The organism is Ruegeria sp. BG9, from assembly GCF_056538305.1.
Map to the genome: position 1 here is coordinate 417,435 of NZ_JBQFSY010000001.1, position 14,313 is coordinate 431,747.

The following is a 14,313-nucleotide window of genomic DNA, read 5'->3' on the forward strand; positions in this document are numbered from 1 at the left end:
GGTCTTTTGCTACCCGCCTTCGGCCTTTTCCTCAAGCATCAGCCACTCTTCCTCGGAGGCCGACAGTTTTTCCTGCCGTTCGACCAACGCCTCGGTGGCTTTTTGGAACTTGACCGGCTCACGCGTGAACAAATCCGGGTCCGCCATCAGCTCTTCCAGTTTGGCAATCTCGGCCTCCAGCCGCGCAATCTCGGCCGGGAGCTTCTCTAACCGGTGCTTTTCCGAGAAGGACAGGCCTAGTTTCGGCTTGGCCTCTTGCTTCACCTTTGGCTTGGAAGCTTTTGTTTTCTCTTCTTTCTTAGGGGCAAGATCACCCCGCTGAGCGATATAGTCCGACCACCCGCCCGCATAAACGGTAGCACGGCCATTGCCCTCCATCGCGATGGTTGTGGTGGCCACACGGTCCAGAAAGTCCCGGTCGTGGCTGACCAGCAGAACCGTGCCGTCATAGTCGTCCAACAGCTCTTGCAGCAGGTCCAGAGTTTCCACATCCAGATCGTTGGTCGGTTCGTCCAGCACCAGTAGATTCGACGGTTTCGCCATTAACTTCGCCAGCAGCAAACGCGCTTTTTCCCCGCCGGAAAGGGACTTAACAGCCGCTCTTGCCTGGCGTTCATCGAACAGGAACTCTTTGAGGTAACCCACAACATGCTTGGGCTGCCCGCCAACCATGACCTGATCGGCCTTGCCCGACACGCGCATCTCTGGGTCGCCGGTCAGGCTGTCCCAGAGGCTCATTTCAGGGTCCAACTGCGCGCGGGTCTGGTCAAACACCGCGATCTCCAGATTGGTGCCCAGGGTCACGGTGCCTTCATCCGGAGTTTCCTGCCCCAGCAGCATCTTCAACAGAGTGGTTTTGCCCACCCCGTTCGGCCCAACAAAGGCAACCCGATCACCGCGCTGCGCCAATAGATCAAAGCTGCGCACGATCTGCTTGTCGCCATAGGCTTTGGACAAGGCCTTGGCCTCGATCACCTTTCGACCGGACTTCGGGCCCGCTTCGAGTGACATCGCCGCCGAGCCCTGACGTTTGATCTGCGCCGCCTTCTCGGCCCTCAAGGCCTGCAACGCGCGCACCCGCCCTTGGTTGCGCTTACGTCGCGCGCTGATCCCTTCGACCGCCCATTTCGCCTCGGACTGGATCAGACGGTTCAATTTGTGCCGCTGCTGATCTTCCTCTTCCCAAACCTTGTCGCGCCAAGTCTCGAATGCCTCAAACCCCTGCTCCTGCCGCCGCACCATTCCGCGATCAATCCACAAGGTTGCACGGGTCAATGTCCGCAGGAACGCGCGGTCGTGCGAGATCAGCACATAGGCGGCCCGCGTCGCGCCCAATTCGCGCTCCAGCCAAGCGATGGCTTCGATGTCCAGATGGTTGGTCGGCTCGTCCAGCAACATCAGGTCCGGCGCTTCGGCCATCAGTTTGGCCAAGGCCGCCCGCCGCCGTTCCCCGCCCGAGGCGGTCTCAACAGGGCGTGACGGATCGAATTTCAGCCCCTCACCGGCGCGTTCGACCTTGTACAGCTCGCCCGGCTCCAACCCGCTTGAGGCATAGTCGCCCAGCGTCGGGAACCCCTCCATCCCTGGGTCCTGCTCCATATACCCAACGGACTTTCCGGGAGGCACAACGATCTCGCCCTGATCGGCCTCAACCAGCCCCGCCATCACCTTCATCAGGGTGGATTTGCCCGAGCCGTTGCGCCCCACAAGCGCAACGCGATCACCCGGCTGGACCACCAGATCCAAACCGGAAAACACCGGATCACCCCCGAAGGTCAGGGAAATGCCGGACATCTGCAACAAAGGAATTCTCGCCATGCCCGCCAGCTAAACCGGCCAGCCTGATGCGTCAACGCCCCGGCTTCACCTTTTCAAAAATACTCAATTCACCCGGCCACTGCCCGCAACAACCGTTTGCGGGCTGGAGGAATCGCCCCTATCTCTAACCCGGTGAACACGTGCAACGTGTTCATATGCCGATCCACCACCGCATGATCGCTGACCCAGCCGCCCATCATCAGATAGGTGCGCAGCAATGGCGGCATTCGCAGCATCGCCTTTTTGACGTCCGGCCTGCGCCGCAGCTTGGACGCAAACCGAAACACATCCGGAGCCTTCACCCGCGGCAACCATCGTTTCGGGGCCAGATGACGGTGCTTGAGCATCGCAAACGCGTCCAGATACTCGACCGTCTCGGTCCCTGCGAATGAGGAACATCCAAATAGCATCTCGATCCTGTTCCGGTCCACATAGGCCGTCATCGCGCCCCACGCGACACGTAGGATGTCCGGGTCTGTCCGGTCGGGGTGGATACAAAACCGCCCCATCTCGACCATACGGCCCGAGAACCCGTTGAGGCTGGATAGATCGTAAAACTGCGCCGAGTAGCTGCGCCCGATCTCAGCCCCGCTATCCATGGTCAGCATACGGAAACAACAGACCAGAGCGCCCTCGTCCTGCAGGTCTTCGACCAGAACATGGGTGCAAACCGGATCGAACGCGTCAGCATCCAATGCGCCGGTGCCAAACGCCCGCGTTCGGAGCGCCTGCGCCGCCGCCAGATCTTCGTCACTCTGCGCCAGACGCGCCCGAAAGCGCCCTTTGCTCAACAACACAGCCATGACCGCATCCTCCGCCCTTGCCGACCGGATTTCAACCTTAAGGCTCTGCTATCACGGCAGATGTGACCGCCTTGTGAAGACGACACGACAGTCCTGTGACTTAGTTGGTGGCGCCCGGAATGTTAGCTGGGTTGAAGTTGCCGATGTTACCAAGCAGCTGACGCAGGAAGCCGTTGTTCTGGATACTGGATTCCGTCACGCGCCGTTCAAGGGTCACGACGACTCCGTCTTCCAGACCGAACCTTTCGATATTGCGGACAACGCCGCGCTGGTCAAAGCTGATGGCAACTAATTCGCGCGAGACGACCTCGGGCCGTTTGGGGCCATAGAAGCGCACGCGAGAGGCGACGTAGTAATAGCCCGAATCTTGCACAACGCCGGAAATACCGGGCGCGCCGATGGCTTCGGCCACGGTGTCGCGGGTATCGACGCCCACTTTGATCTCGGCCAGATCTTCGGCCGGCGGAATATAGCCGTGATTCTTGAAGGTTGGCGTACAGGCCGCAATCGCAGCCAGACAGGTAATAAAGACGAGCGATTTCGCTGCTCGTTTCACCTTGTTCACACCCATCACCATATACACCCTCTTGCCTTGATCCGTAACGGCCCCTATCCGCTTACAGAAACCGATGCCCCGGTTCAACACAGGAAAGGGTCACGAATGAGCAACACGACATCTCTGCGGGTGGCCGACCTGCCCCAAAACACGCCAACATCATTCGAATTGCGCCCAAACGCGACGGAACTGGACGACATCAAAGCTGAGCTTGACCTGCTGGGTCTGCGCAAGCTCAGCTTTGTCGGCAGAGTTGAAGCCGAAGGAAAGAGGGACTGGGTCCTCACCGCCAAACTGGGCGCAACAGTCGTACAACCCTGCGTCGTGACACTGGAACCGGTGACCACACGTATCGACGTCCCCGTCACTCGTACCTTTCTGGCCGAATGGGCAGACCCCGAGGATGAAGAGTTCGAAATCCCCGAAGGTGACGAAACCGAGGCCCTGGGCGCCGAAATTGACCCGGCCCAGGTGATGATCGAGGCGCTGTCACTGGCCCTCCCCCTCTATCCACGCAAAGAGGGTGCGGAACTGGAGCAGGCCGACTATACAGAGCCGGGTAAACAGGCGATGACGGACGAAGATGCCAAACCCTTCGCCGGACTGGCAGGTTTGCGCGATGCGCTGAAAAAAGACGAGTGACAGGGCAGAGATTTCCTGTCATAGCAAGCGGTCAGAAAAATCGCTTGAACATGTCGAGAATCGCAGTATTTTCGCGCGCTCATCGGATTTAGGGTTGGACAACGTGGGGCATGTACCCTAAACGCGCGTCAAACCACGATAAACGAAATATGAAACCCGGTCGGCGGCGATTCTGCTGACCCTCAGTAGACAAAGGTTGAGACCATGGCCGTCCAACAGAACAAAGTTTCCAAGTCGCGTCGCAACAACCGCCGCGCACACGACGCTCTGGTTGCTGCAAACCCGAACGAATGCCCGAACTGCGGCGAGCTGAAGCGCCCGCACCACGTTTGCGCATCCTGCGGCCACTATGACGACCGTGAAGTCGTCGCTCAGGCCGACGAAATCGACCTGGACGAAGACGCAGCCTAAGCCTGATCGAGCGCAAGCCTTCGCATGACGGAACAACCCACGCACGCCGGACGGATCATCATTTCCGTTGATGCCATGGGGGGGGACGATGGTCCCGTAGCTGTTGTTGCAGGTCTGGCGCAATCGGCGAAGAAGAACCCCGATATCGGGTTTCTGCTGCACGGTCCAGAAGACAAGCTGCGCAAGCTCGTAGCGAAACGGCGCGTCCTTGATGGGCGCGTCGATTTTCGTGATTGTCCAGACGTCGTCACGATGGAGGACAAGCCCAGCCAGGTTGTGCGCAACGGCAAGCAAACCTCGATGTGGTCCACGCTTGAGGCCGTACGTCAGGGTGATGCCCATGGCGCGGTTTCCTGTGGCAACACCGGCGCCCTGATGGCGCTGTCGATGATGCGTCTGCGCAAACTGCCTGGAGTTAGCCGCCCGGCGATTGCGATTCTGTGGCCCTCACGCAACCCTCAGGGGTTCAACGTGATGTTGGATGTAGGCGCCGATGTGCGCGCCGACGCCAAGGATCTGCTGCAATATGCGCTGATGGGCGCCTCCTACGCCCGCAACGGCATGGCGCTGCAACGCCCTCGGATCGGGCTTCTGAATGTCGGAACCGAGGAACACAAAGGTCGGGCAGAGCTGAAAGAAGCGCATGCCATGATTACTGACTTCGCCGAATCCGCGAATTTTGATTTCGTGGGCTTTGTCGAAGGCAGCGATATTCCCGGCGACAAGGCAGATGTCATTGTGACCGATGGGTTTACCGGCAATGTCGCGATCAAAACCGGCGAAGGCACGGCCAGCCTGATCGGCGATCTTCTGCGCGAAGCATTCAAATACACACCCCTCTCGCGGCTTGCGTCGGTGTTGGCGATCACCTCGCTGAATCGCCTGAAAAAACGCATCGATCCGCGTCGGGTGAACGGAGGCGTTTTCCTGGGGCTGAACGGAACTGTGGTGAAATCCCACGGCGGCGCGGACGCGACCGGAGTGTCAGCCGCAGTCAAGCTGGCCTTCACGCTGGCCCAATCAGGTTTTGCCGAAAAATTGGCAGCACGGGTTGCATCAACGGCCCAGCTTGCACAAGATGCCGCGCATGCCGCGCCGCAGGCGGAAAAATAACAAAGAAGGCAGTACCTCAAACATGGCAGGCCGTTCAGTCGTTGTAGGTGTCGGACATTATTTGCCCGAACGTGTTGTCCCGAATTCCGAGTTTGAACAGACTTTGGATACGACGGATGAATGGATCCGAACCCGGTCGGGGATCGAACGCCGCCACTTTGCTGCCGAAGGTGAAACCACCTCAGATCTGGCGACCAATGCCGCACAAGCCGCCCTTGCAGATGCGGGGCTGGAAGCCGACGACATTGACGCCATCGTCCTTGCGACCTCAACCGCTGATCTGACCTTTCCGTCTGCAGCGACGATGGTTCAGGCCCGCCTTGGCATGACGCGCGGCTTTGCCTTTGATGTGCAGGCCGTCTGCGCCGGATTCGTTTTCGCGCTGAGCAATGCGAACGCGCTGATCCTCTCGGGTCAGGCTAAACGCGTTCTGGTGATCGGGGCCGAAACGTTTTCCCGAATCATGGACTGGACCGATCGCTCGACCTGCGTGTTGTTCGGCGACGGCGCAGGTGCCCTGATCCTTGAGGAACAAGACAGCACCGGCACGTCGGACGACCGGGGCGTTTTGGCAACCGATCTAAACTCGGACGGGCGGTATCAGGACCTGCTCTATGTGGATGGTGGCGTGTCAACGCAATCGACCGGTCACTTGCGGATGCAAGGCAACCAGGTCTTCCGTCATGCCGTTGAAAAGCTTGCCAAAACCGCTAACACCGCACTCGATCGCGCCGGGCTGACGGCCTCGGACGTGGATTGGATTGTGCCGCATCAAGCCAATATCCGCATCATTCAGGGCACGGCCAAGAAGATGGGCTTGCCGATGGAGAATGTCGTGGTCACCGTACAGGATCACGGCAACACCTCGGCCGCGTCGATCCCTCTGGCCCTGTCGGTTGGCAAACAGCGTGGGCAAATCAAGCAAGGCGATCTGATCGTGACCGAAGCCATCGGCGGCGGGCTGGCTTGGGGCGCTGTTGTTCTGCGCTGGTAACCGGCGCAATTCAGCTTACGTCCCCACCTGCAATTCATTGATATTGACAGTGAATTTGCCCCCGCCCTATGCTTTGACAGCAACAGGGGAAAAGGTATGAGCGACAAAACACTGACCCGAATGGATCTAAGCGAAGCCGTCTTTCGTGAAGTTGGCCTATCACGCAACGAAAGCGCGCAGCTGGTGGAAAGCGTTCTGAACCACATGTCCGACGCGCTGGTTCGCGGTGAACAGGTTAAGATTTCCTCATTCGGCACGTTCAGCGTTCGGGACAAAACCGCTCGTATCGGTCGCAACCCCAAGACCGGCGAAGAGGTTCCCATTCAACCCCGCCGCGTGCTGACTTTCCGTCCGTCGCACCTGATGAAGGATCGCGTCGCCGCCGGGAATCGCAAGTAATCCTAGGAACTCGCGGACATGAGCAAATCCCCCGACGCATTTCGCACCATAAGTGAAGTTGCGGATTGGCTCGGAGTACAGGCCCATGTCCTGCGCTTTTGGGAAAGCCGGTTTACCCAGGTCAAACCCGTGAAACGGGCCGGAGGGCGCCGGTACTATCGCCCTAATGACATGCGTCTGCTGGGCGGTATCAAAAAGCTGCTGCACGAGGATGGGATCACCATCAAGGGCGTACAGCGGATTTTGCGCGAACAGGGTGTCGCCCATGTCGCAGCGCTCTCGCCGTCTCTGGATGAGCCTGCAGTCGAGGAAACGGACAGCACCGTTGTTCCCTTTTCCGCCAAACCTGCACCTCAGACCGAACAAATCCCGATGGACCTCGACGCACCGCGAGAGGCTGAGGCACCAGAGGAAAGCGCCGAACCAGCCGATCTGGATGCCGCGCCTTTGGTTGGAGGCATCGCTTCACTGGCATGGAATCGGTCCGAATTCGACGATGAACTACTCAGCCGTATCGCGCCCTTGGCCAAGGATTTGCGCGCATGGTTGAACCGGGTGGAAACACGGGCGGCAGGATAGAAAAAAGGCAATGTTTTCCTCTTGCCCCTGCCGGGAAAACCGTTATGAACACTCCAACGTCGGGCTATGGCGCAGCCTGGTAGCGCGTCCGTCTGGGGGACGGAAGGTCGCAGGTTCGAGTCCTGCTAGCCCGACCAAATCACACCGACGTTTATGGCAGACAGGCCAGATCCCGCTCTGGCATCAGGGGGGATCGAAATGACAGGTGTATGCCCAAACCAGCAGATCGAAGCGATGATCACACGCGGTGAGATCAGTGCCAGCCCGGACGTGATCCCGGCACAGGTGCAACCCGCCAGCCTTGATCTTCGTTTGGGAACAGTGGCTTACCGCGTCCGCGCTTCATTTCTTGCGGGCGAAGGGCGATCGGTCGCCGACCGTTTGGCCGAGTTTGAGATGCACCGGATCGATATCACCGACGGAGCCGTGCTCGAGAAAGGCTGCGTCTATCTCGTGCCGTTGATGGAATCGCTCGCCCTGCCCGTTGAGACCAGCGCGGTGGCGAATGCCAAAAGCTCAACCGGGCGGCTGGACCTGCTGACGCGAACAATCACCGATGGCGGCACCGAGTTCGACCGGATGCCCGCAGGCTACACCGGCCCGCTTTACGCTGAAATCTGCCCGCGCTCCTTCTCGGTTCTTGTACGGCCCGGCATGCGGCTGAACCAGATTCGCTTCCGTCAGGGTCAGGCCGTTCTGACCGACGCGGAATTGACCGCCCTGCACACCGAATCCCCGCTGGTCGATGGGCCTGCAGTTATTCAGGACGGTCTGGGCTTTTCGGTTGACCTGCAATTGCCTGACACCGATCTGGTTGGCTATCGCGCAAAGCCGCATACCGGCGTGATTGATCTGGACCGGATCGGCGCATACGATCCGCAGGATTATTGGGAAGAGGTGCGCACGAGCGATGGCTGCATCATTCTCGATCCCGGCGCGTTCTATATCCTGGTCAGCCGGGAGGCGGTGCATATCCCACCCATGTACGCGGCAGAAATGGCCCCCTATCTGGCCATGGTCGGTGAGTTCCGTGTTCACTATGCGGGCTTTTTTGACCCCGGCTTTGGCCACGCGGCCGCAGGTGGTGCCGGATCGCGCGGTGTGCTTGAGGTTCGCTGCCACGAAGCCCCGTTCGTGCTAGAACACGGTCAGGTCGTAGGGCGCTTGGTCTATGAGAAGATGTCCGAAATGCCCACACAGCTATATGGCGCGGGCATTGCCTCGAACTATCAAGGACAGGGACTGAAACTGTCCAAACACTTCAAGGCGGCTACCTAAAACCGCATGAACCGCCGCATCTGACGGGTCATCTGCTTGGCCTGTTTGATACTCTGCGACTGGGCCGGCCCCGGTTTCCCTTTTGGTTGGCTACTGTCCGCATCCGACGAACCGCCCATACGGCTGGCCATATCAAATCCCTTGTCGATCCCCTTGTTGACAAGACGGCGCGTGACCTGGCGGACGATCATGTCGATGATCCGATTTGCATTCATTGCTCAACTCCGTTTCCTGCGCCTAGAGATAGGGTATCTATACGGCGGCAAAAGGGCTATCTGATCACTCTTCCTCGAAGAGTTCGGTCTGATCTTCGTCAACTTCGTCTTCGCGCCCCTCGCCCAGTGGGATAGCACCCGGCGGCGGGCGATTTTCCAACAAGCCAGCGGCGCGCAATTCCTTGAGGCCCGGTAGATCGCGAGCGTTTTCCAACCCGAAATGATCCAGAAACTCGGGTGTGACGACAAAGGTCACCGGGCGGCCCGGCGTCATGCGGCGGCGGCCCAGACGGATCCACTCCATCTCGAGCAGTTGGTCGATTGTCCCGCGCGAGACAGAGACACCGCGTATCTCTTCGATCTCGGCCCGCGTGCAGGGCTGGTGATAGGCCACGATGGCCAGCGTTTCGATCGCCGCGCGGCTTAGCTTGCGGGTCTCGACCGTTTCTTTCTGCATCAGAAAGCCCAGATCAGGCGCGGTTCGGATTGCCCAGGCCTCACCTACCTTGACCACGCGCACGCCTCGCCCCTCATAGCGTTTCTGAAGCAATTCAACCGCTTGCGCGGCATTACTGCCATGCGGCATCCGCGCCTCAAGATCGGCAATCGTCACCGGTGCGGCGCTGGCAAACAACACCGCTTCGACCATCCGCTCCTGCTCGGCCAGCGGGGGCGCTTCGAACAGGGTGCCGGTTTCTTCGGGGGCGTCAGTCACGGGTCTCGGTCCTCTTGCGCAGATGGATCGGGGCAAAGGTATCGCTTTGCTTGATCTCCATATGTCCTTCTTTCACCAGCTCCAGCGAGGCCGCGAAAGTCGCCGCCGTAGCCGAGCGTCGCCGCACCGGATCACCGTCCCATCCGTCGGGCAAATAGGTCTCCATATCGGTCCAGGCACCGGCAAACCCGATCAGAGGGCGCATACGTTCCAGCGCCTGCTCCATCGTGAACACCGAGTCGCGGTCCATCACAAAGGGGCGGAATTCATCGCGGGTGCGGATACGCGCATAGCCCTGCATCAAGTCCAACAGCGTGGCGGAATAGGTCACTGTGCGAATGCGAGTGACGTCTTCGGCCTGCCCGCGCTTGAAGAAATCGCGCCCCAGCTGGTCCCGCGCCATGAGCCGGGCGGCGGCATCACGCATGGCCTGCAGGCGTTCGAGCTGAAACGCCAAGTGGGCTGCAAGTTCCTCACCCGAGGGCCCCTCATCATCCGGGTCAGGCGGCAGCAGGAGGCGGGATTTGAGAAAGGCCAGCCAAGCGGCCATCACCAGGTAGTCTGCGGCCAGTTCGATCCGCAGCGCGCGCGCCTTTTCGACAAAAGCCAGATATTGCTGCGCCAGTGCCAGGACCGAAATCTTGCGCAGGTCGACCTTTTGCGTCCGTGACAGGGTCAGGAGCACATCTAACGGGCCCTCAAAACCGTCAACGTCAACGATCAGCGCTTCGGCTGCCAGCCGGTCGGCGACCGAAACCGGATCTTCGCTGAAAAGACTATCGTTCATATACCTGCCCGCCCATTAGGGCAGATAGTTCAGCCTCAGTGGCCTCGATGTCAAGTTCGGCGGGCTTTTTGCGCATGGCCAAGGCCCGATCTGCGCGGGCCTGCGCCGCCTCGGTCATCTGGCCTGCGGCTTCAAGCACATCACGACGTTCGTCAAAGCTGCCGTTGCAGTGCAAAACAACATCACAGCCCGCCTGCAAGGCCCGTGCCGCACGTTCGGGCACCGACCCGCTGAGCGCCTTCATGGTGATGTCATCGGTCATGACTAACCCGTCAAAGCCAATCACCTCGCGGATGACCTTCATCATCGGGGCCGAGATCGTGGCCGGTGTCGGATCGATCTGTTCGAACACCAGATGAGCGGTCATCGCCATTGGCAGGTCGTTCAGAGCCTTGAACGGGGCGAAATCGGTCTGCGTCAGCTCTTCGAGCGGCAGGTCGACGCGCGGCAGGTCGAAATGTGTGTCCAGCGTGGCCCGACCGTGACCGGGCATGTGCTTGACGACGGGCAAAACGCCCCCATCCAGATGCCCCTGCGCAACGGCCCGCCCCAGTTGAGCGATGCTTTTTGCATCACTGCCGTAGCAACGGTTGCGTAGAAAGGCGTGGGTTTCCGGGCGCGCGACATCCACCATCGGGGCGCAGTTGCTGTCGATCCCCAGCTCAAATAGCTCATGCGCAATCAGGCGATAGCGCAGGTACATGGCGCGTTCCGCATGCTCTCCGGCCCGTTCAGCATGATCGAGCGGCGGCATCCATTCGCGCGCCAGAGGGGCGCGCAGACGTTGAACACGGCCTCCCTCCTGATCAATCGTTATGGGACAATTCCGCCCAACGGCCTCGCGAAAGTCATCGCACAGGGCCCGGACCTGATCGGCACTTTCGATGTTGCGCGCGAACAGGATGAACCCAAACGGGTTCATATCACGGAACAAGGCCCTTTCGTCATCGGTCAACCGCAGCGCTTCTGCGTCAGAAATCGCGGCCCCAAACGTCACCTGACGGCCACCGGGATACAGTCCGCCCCTTGCGCTACCAACGCCGCACAGAACTGGCGCGAGTCGCTCAGGTCATCAAAACCAAGCACGCGCAACCGGTAGAAGGTGCGGCCACCGCTTGAGGTTTTCTGGATAACACGCTGTTTTCCGTCCATATACTCACCGAACTGACCGTTTAGACGCGCCCATTCGGATTTGGCGACATCCGCGCTCTCAAAAGCGCCAAGCTGCGCCAGACGAGTGCCTTTGCTCAGTGTGTCAGGGTCTACATCCAACCCAACGGCGGATTTGACGGCCGCGTTGATCGCTGCCTCAGACGTATCGGTGACCACCGCACGGCGGGCCGGGCGGGTTTGCGGGCGCAACGAGCGGCGCACACCCGGAAGCTCGGCAATGGTCGGGTCTGGCAGAGCTGCGGCGAAATCCGCAGGGTCAATCGCAGGCTCTTCCTCGGGCGTCACCAGTGACGCTAGCTGCACGCCATCCTCGGTTTGCTGATCATTGGCACGAGCCGCCTCGCCCGCGAGCTCGGCGACCAGTGCGTCCACTGCGTTCTGCCGCAGCGCCGCGGCCTCTTCGTTCGAAATCGGCGCTTCGACGACATGAACAGCTTTGGTCGGCTTCAGTTCCCCAGCGGGCAGGTCCTCATCCGTCAGCGAGACCGGACGCGGGGCTAGGATCAGACGATCCGCAGGGGCGGCTGCCGAGCCTTCGGCAGCAACGGCATTCACGGCCAGACCCTGATGATCTGCGGGGCGTCCGCCCGGGTTTTCGGGTTGAATGCGCATCGGACCTTCGGCGGCGCGGACAACAGGCACACCGCTGACATCGCGCATCACCAGCTTGTAGCTCCAGATTCCGATCCCGGCGACCAGCGCCAGAGAGGCAACCGCCCCCAGCACGTTCATCGCCTTGCCAACGCCAAAACCGCTGCGCGGCGCGGCATGGTCGGCCATCTCGTCAGGGTAGTCATACCCATCATCGGCATAGGATTGATTCGGGTAATGCATCTGCCCGGGGCTTTGATGCCCCGAGTAATCGTAACTCGTCATGTCCGCCTCACCGCCCGATTGCACCTGAAATTAAGGCGCGCGGGTCATTTCTTGTCTGCCTCAGACCGGCGGTTCGGGCGGTATTGGTTACCGCATCTCCTGCGCCGGAGTAACGCCAAGAATACCCAAGCCTGCTGAAATCACAACAGAAACGGCACGGGCCAATGCGATTTTCGACTGGCTTGTGGCAACATCGCCATCCTGGATGAAGCGCAGTTGAGTTTCTTCATTGCCCTTGTTCCACAGAGCATGAAAATCCCCTGCCAATTCATACAGATAGAACGCAACGCGGTGCGGTTCGTTAGTGCGCGCGGCAATTTCCACAAGTCGTGGCCATTCAGCCAGTTTCTTGGCCACAGCCAGCTCTGAGGTATGGTCAATCTTGCCCAGATCCGCGCCCACAAGGGTCGCATCGTCGGCGGCAATTTCGGCCTCAGCGGCGCGGCGCAGCACGCTCATGACGCGGGCATGGGCATATTGCACGTAGAACACGGGGTTCTCACGGCTCTGCTCCAGCACCTTGTCGAAATCAAAATCCAGAGGCGCGTCGTTCTTGCGGGTTAGCATCACGAAACGGGTCACATCCGGCCCAACCTGATCGACCACATCGCGCAGGGTGACAAAGTTCCCGGCCCGCTTGGACATCTTGAACGGCTCGCCATTCTTCCACAGCTTCACCAGCTGGGTCAGCTTAATATCCAGCGGCACCTTGCCGTCGGACAGAGCCGAAACAGCGGCCTTCATTCGTTTGACATAGCCACCGTGATCCGCGCCAAACACGTCGATCAGAGCGTCAAAACCACGGCTCACCTTGTCGTAGTGATAGGCAATATCCGGGGCGAAATAGGTCCAGGCACCATCCGATTTCTTAACCGGGCGGTCGACGTCATCGCCATGTTCTGTCGATTTGAACAGAGTCTGCTCGCGCGGCTCCCAATCCTCGGGCTTTTTGCCTTTGGGCGGCTCCAGCACGCCCTCATAGATCAGGCCCTTGTCCGTCAGCGACTGCAGCGCGGCTTCAATCCGGCCCGTGCCATAGAGGGATTTTTCCGAGAAGAACACGTCCATCTCGACGCCCAGTGCCTTCAGGTCCGCGCGGATCAGGTCCATCATCGCGTCGGTGGCGAAGTTGCGCAGGTCTTCCAGCCATTCGCTCTCGGGCTTGTCGATCAGGCTGTCGCCGTATTTCTCTTTCAGCGCCTCGCCGATCGGGATCAGGTAGTCGCCAGGATAGAGACCTTCAGCAATCTCGGGGCTCAGACCATTGGCCTCGCGATAGCGTTCGTAAGCCGAGCGCGCCAACACATCCACCTGCGCGCCACCGTCGTTGATGTAGTACTCACGAGTCACGTCATGGCCGGAATAGGCCAGCAAACTCGCCAGAGCGTCCCCGAACACCGCGCCCCGCGTATGGCCCACATGCAGCGGCCCGGTCGGATTGGCCGAGACATATTCCACGTTGACCTTCTGCCCCTGCCCCATAGTCGAGCGGCCATAATCCGCGCCCATCTCCAACACGCGCGCAAGAACACCCTGCCAGACCGTCGCGGCCAGACGCAGATTTAGAAACCCCGGCCCCGCAACCTCGGCGCTTGTGATCCGGTCATCGGCGGCCAGCTTGACCGCCAAAGCGTCCGCAATGTCGCGCGGCTTCATCTTCGCGAGCTTTGCCAGCACCATCGCCGCATTGGTCGCCATATCGCCATGCGCGGCATCGCGCGGCGGCTCGACCGCCACGTTGTCAAAGCTCAACCCTTCGGGCAGAGCGCCTTCGGACTGCATCTGCGCCAACGCGTCCAGTACAAGACCGCGGATCTCGGAAAACAGGTTCATTTCGGATGTCCTTTTGCTTGCCCGGCGGTTTACCACGCAAGGCGTCAAGGTCAATGGAAGGCATCGGTTTGGGCTTGGATTGTCCACGAACACAGCTAATTTGTGCAGGATTGCAAAACCG

General features: G+C 60.1%; 16 protein-coding genes and 1 tRNA gene. 8 read left to right on the forward strand and 9 right to left on the reverse strand.

What is annotated here, in order from left to right; genetic code table 11:
- Positions 1-9: 9 nt before the first annotated feature.
- From ACR0I8_RS02105 to ACR0I8_RS02115, 3 genes are all read right to left on the reverse strand, one after another.
- Entirely contained in the window at positions 10-1,818 is a 1,809-nt protein-coding gene (locus tag ACR0I8_RS02105) for an ABC-F family ATP-binding cassette domain-containing protein (protein WP_480702683.1), read from the reverse strand.
- 68 nt (positions 1,819-1,886) lie between these two features.
- Positions 1,887-2,621 carry a GNAT family N-acyltransferase gene (locus ACR0I8_RS02110; protein WP_170688803.1) on the reverse strand — a complete coding sequence of 245 codons (735 nt, stop codon included), beginning with the start codon at positions 2,619-2,621 and terminating at the stop codon, positions 1,887-1,889.
- Between the two features lie 100 nt (positions 2,622-2,721).
- Complete coding sequence (locus ACR0I8_RS02115; protein ID WP_170374345.1) at positions 2,722-3,198, reverse strand: outer membrane protein assembly factor BamE domain-containing protein; 477 nt, start codon at positions 3,196-3,198, stop codon at positions 2,722-2,724.
- A gap of 84 nt (positions 3,199-3,282) precedes the next feature.
- Here ACR0I8_RS02115 and ACR0I8_RS02120 point away from each other — a divergent pair, with 84 nt between their 5' ends.
- The 8 genes from ACR0I8_RS02120 (at position 3,283) to ACR0I8_RS02155 (ending at position 8,593) form a co-directional block, all read left to right on the forward strand.
- Positions 3,283-3,819: a DUF177 domain-containing protein gene (locus ACR0I8_RS02120; RefSeq protein WP_170688804.1), complete on the forward strand. Its 537-nt coding sequence runs from the start codon at positions 3,283-3,285 to the stop codon at positions 3,817-3,819.
- Between the two features lie 204 nt (positions 3,820-4,023).
- A complete protein-coding gene (gene rpmF, locus ACR0I8_RS02125) occupies positions 4,024-4,230 on the forward strand; it encodes a 50S ribosomal protein L32 (RefSeq protein ID WP_008756996.1) in 207 nt (68 codons plus the stop codon).
- Between the two features lie 24 nt (positions 4,231-4,254).
- Entirely contained in the window at positions 4,255-5,343 is a 1,089-nt protein-coding gene (gene plsX / locus ACR0I8_RS02130; protein ID WP_170548168.1) for a phosphate acyltransferase PlsX, read from the forward strand.
- Positions 5,344-5,365: 22 nt separating this feature from the next.
- Complete coding sequence (locus tag ACR0I8_RS02135; RefSeq protein WP_170688805.1) at positions 5,366-6,337, forward strand: beta-ketoacyl-ACP synthase III; 972 nt, start codon at positions 5,366-5,368, stop codon at positions 6,335-6,337.
- A gap of 96 nt (positions 6,338-6,433) precedes the next feature.
- Positions 6,434-6,736, forward strand: coding sequence for an integration host factor subunit alpha (gene ihfA, locus ACR0I8_RS02140; RefSeq protein WP_037316145.1), 303 nt, complete (start codon positions 6,434-6,436; stop codon positions 6,734-6,736).
- 18 nt (positions 6,737-6,754) lie between these two features.
- Entirely contained in the window at positions 6,755-7,315 is a 561-nt protein-coding gene (locus ACR0I8_RS02145; RefSeq protein WP_170548163.1) for a MerR family transcriptional regulator, read from the forward strand.
- 60 nt (positions 7,316-7,375) lie between these two features.
- A tRNA-Pro gene (locus ACR0I8_RS02150) sits at positions 7,376-7,452 on the forward strand.
- Positions 7,453-7,513: 61 nt separating this feature from the next.
- Complete coding sequence (locus tag ACR0I8_RS02155) at positions 7,514-8,593, forward strand: 2'-deoxycytidine 5'-triphosphate deaminase (RefSeq protein ID WP_170688806.1); 1,080 nt, start codon at positions 7,514-7,516, stop codon at positions 8,591-8,593.
- Here the strand turns inward: ACR0I8_RS02155 and ACR0I8_RS02160 are convergent.
- From ACR0I8_RS02160 to argS, 6 genes are all read right to left on the reverse strand, one after another.
- Positions 8,590-8,808 carry a hypothetical protein gene (locus tag ACR0I8_RS02160; protein ID WP_170483409.1) on the reverse strand — a complete coding sequence of 73 codons (219 nt, stop codon included), beginning with the start codon at positions 8,806-8,808 and terminating at the stop codon, positions 8,590-8,592. The genes ACR0I8_RS02155 and ACR0I8_RS02160 overlap by 4 nt on opposite strands.
- A gap of 64 nt (positions 8,809-8,872) precedes the next feature.
- The gene (scpB, locus tag ACR0I8_RS02165; protein WP_170688807.1) at positions 8,873-9,523 is read right to left on the reverse strand and encodes an SMC-Scp complex subunit ScpB; all 651 of its coding nucleotides are present in this window, start codon (positions 9,521-9,523) and stop codon (positions 8,873-8,875) included.
- Entirely contained in the window at positions 9,516-10,310 is a 795-nt protein-coding gene (locus ACR0I8_RS02170) for a segregation and condensation protein A (RefSeq protein WP_170688808.1), read from the reverse strand. The genes scpB and ACR0I8_RS02170 overlap by 8 nt, the downstream gene beginning before the upstream one ends.
- Entirely contained in the window at positions 10,300-11,307 is a 1,008-nt protein-coding gene (gene nagZ / locus ACR0I8_RS02175) for a beta-N-acetylhexosaminidase (protein WP_170688809.1), read from the reverse strand. The genes ACR0I8_RS02170 and nagZ overlap by 11 nt, the downstream gene beginning before the upstream one ends.
- Positions 11,304-12,359, reverse strand: coding sequence for an SPOR domain-containing protein (locus tag ACR0I8_RS02180; protein WP_170373949.1), 1,056 nt, complete (start codon positions 12,357-12,359; stop codon positions 11,304-11,306). The genes nagZ and ACR0I8_RS02180 overlap by 4 nt, the downstream gene beginning before the upstream one ends.
- 87 nt (positions 12,360-12,446) lie before the next feature.
- Entirely contained in the window at positions 12,447-14,192 is a 1,746-nt protein-coding gene (gene argS, locus ACR0I8_RS02185; protein WP_170373950.1) for an arginine--tRNA ligase, read from the reverse strand.
- Positions 14,193-14,313 lie beyond the last annotated feature (121 nt).

Coding starts and splice junctions, on each gene's coding strand:
- ACR0I8_RS02155 (WP_170688806.1), top strand. CDS start 7,514: ATGACAGGTGTATGCCCAAACCAGCAGATCGAAGCGATGATCACACGC.
- rpmF (WP_008756996.1), top strand. CDS start 4,024: ATGGCCGTCCAACAGAACAAAGTTTCCAAGTCGCGTCGCAACAACCGC.
- ACR0I8_RS02110 (WP_170688803.1), bottom strand. CDS start 2,621: ATGGCTGTGTTGTTGAGCAAAGGGCGCTTTCGGGCGCGTCTGGCGCAG.
- ACR0I8_RS02105 (WP_480702683.1), bottom strand. CDS start 1,818: ATGGCGAGAATTCCTTTGTTGCAGATGTCCGGCATTTCCCTGACCTTC.
- ihfA (WP_037316145.1), top strand. CDS start 6,434: ATGAGCGACAAAACACTGACCCGAATGGATCTAAGCGAAGCCGTCTTT.
- argS (WP_170373950.1), bottom strand. CDS start 14,192: ATGAACCTGTTTTCCGAGATCCGCGGTCTTGTACTGGACGCGTTGGCG.
- ACR0I8_RS02160 (WP_170483409.1), bottom strand. CDS start 8,808: ATGAATGCAAATCGGATCATCGACATGATCGTCCGCCAGGTCACGCGC.
- ACR0I8_RS02120 (WP_170688804.1), top strand. CDS start 3,283: ATGAGCAACACGACATCTCTGCGGGTGGCCGACCTGCCCCAAAACACG.
- plsX (WP_170548168.1), top strand. CDS start 4,255: ATGACGGAACAACCCACGCACGCCGGACGGATCATCATTTCCGTTGAT.
- ACR0I8_RS02180 (WP_170373949.1), bottom strand. CDS start 12,359: ATGACGAGTTACGATTACTCGGGGCATCAAAGCCCCGGGCAGATGCAT.
- ACR0I8_RS02115 (WP_170374345.1), bottom strand. CDS start 3,198: ATGGTGATGGGTGTGAACAAGGTGAAACGAGCAGCGAAATCGCTCGTC.
- ACR0I8_RS02145 (WP_170548163.1), top strand. CDS start 6,755: ATGAGCAAATCCCCCGACGCATTTCGCACCATAAGTGAAGTTGCGGAT.
- ACR0I8_RS02170 (WP_170688808.1), bottom strand. CDS start 10,310: ATGAACGATAGTCTTTTCAGCGAAGATCCGGTTTCGGTCGCCGACCGG.
- ACR0I8_RS02135 (WP_170688805.1), top strand. CDS start 5,366: ATGGCAGGCCGTTCAGTCGTTGTAGGTGTCGGACATTATTTGCCCGAA.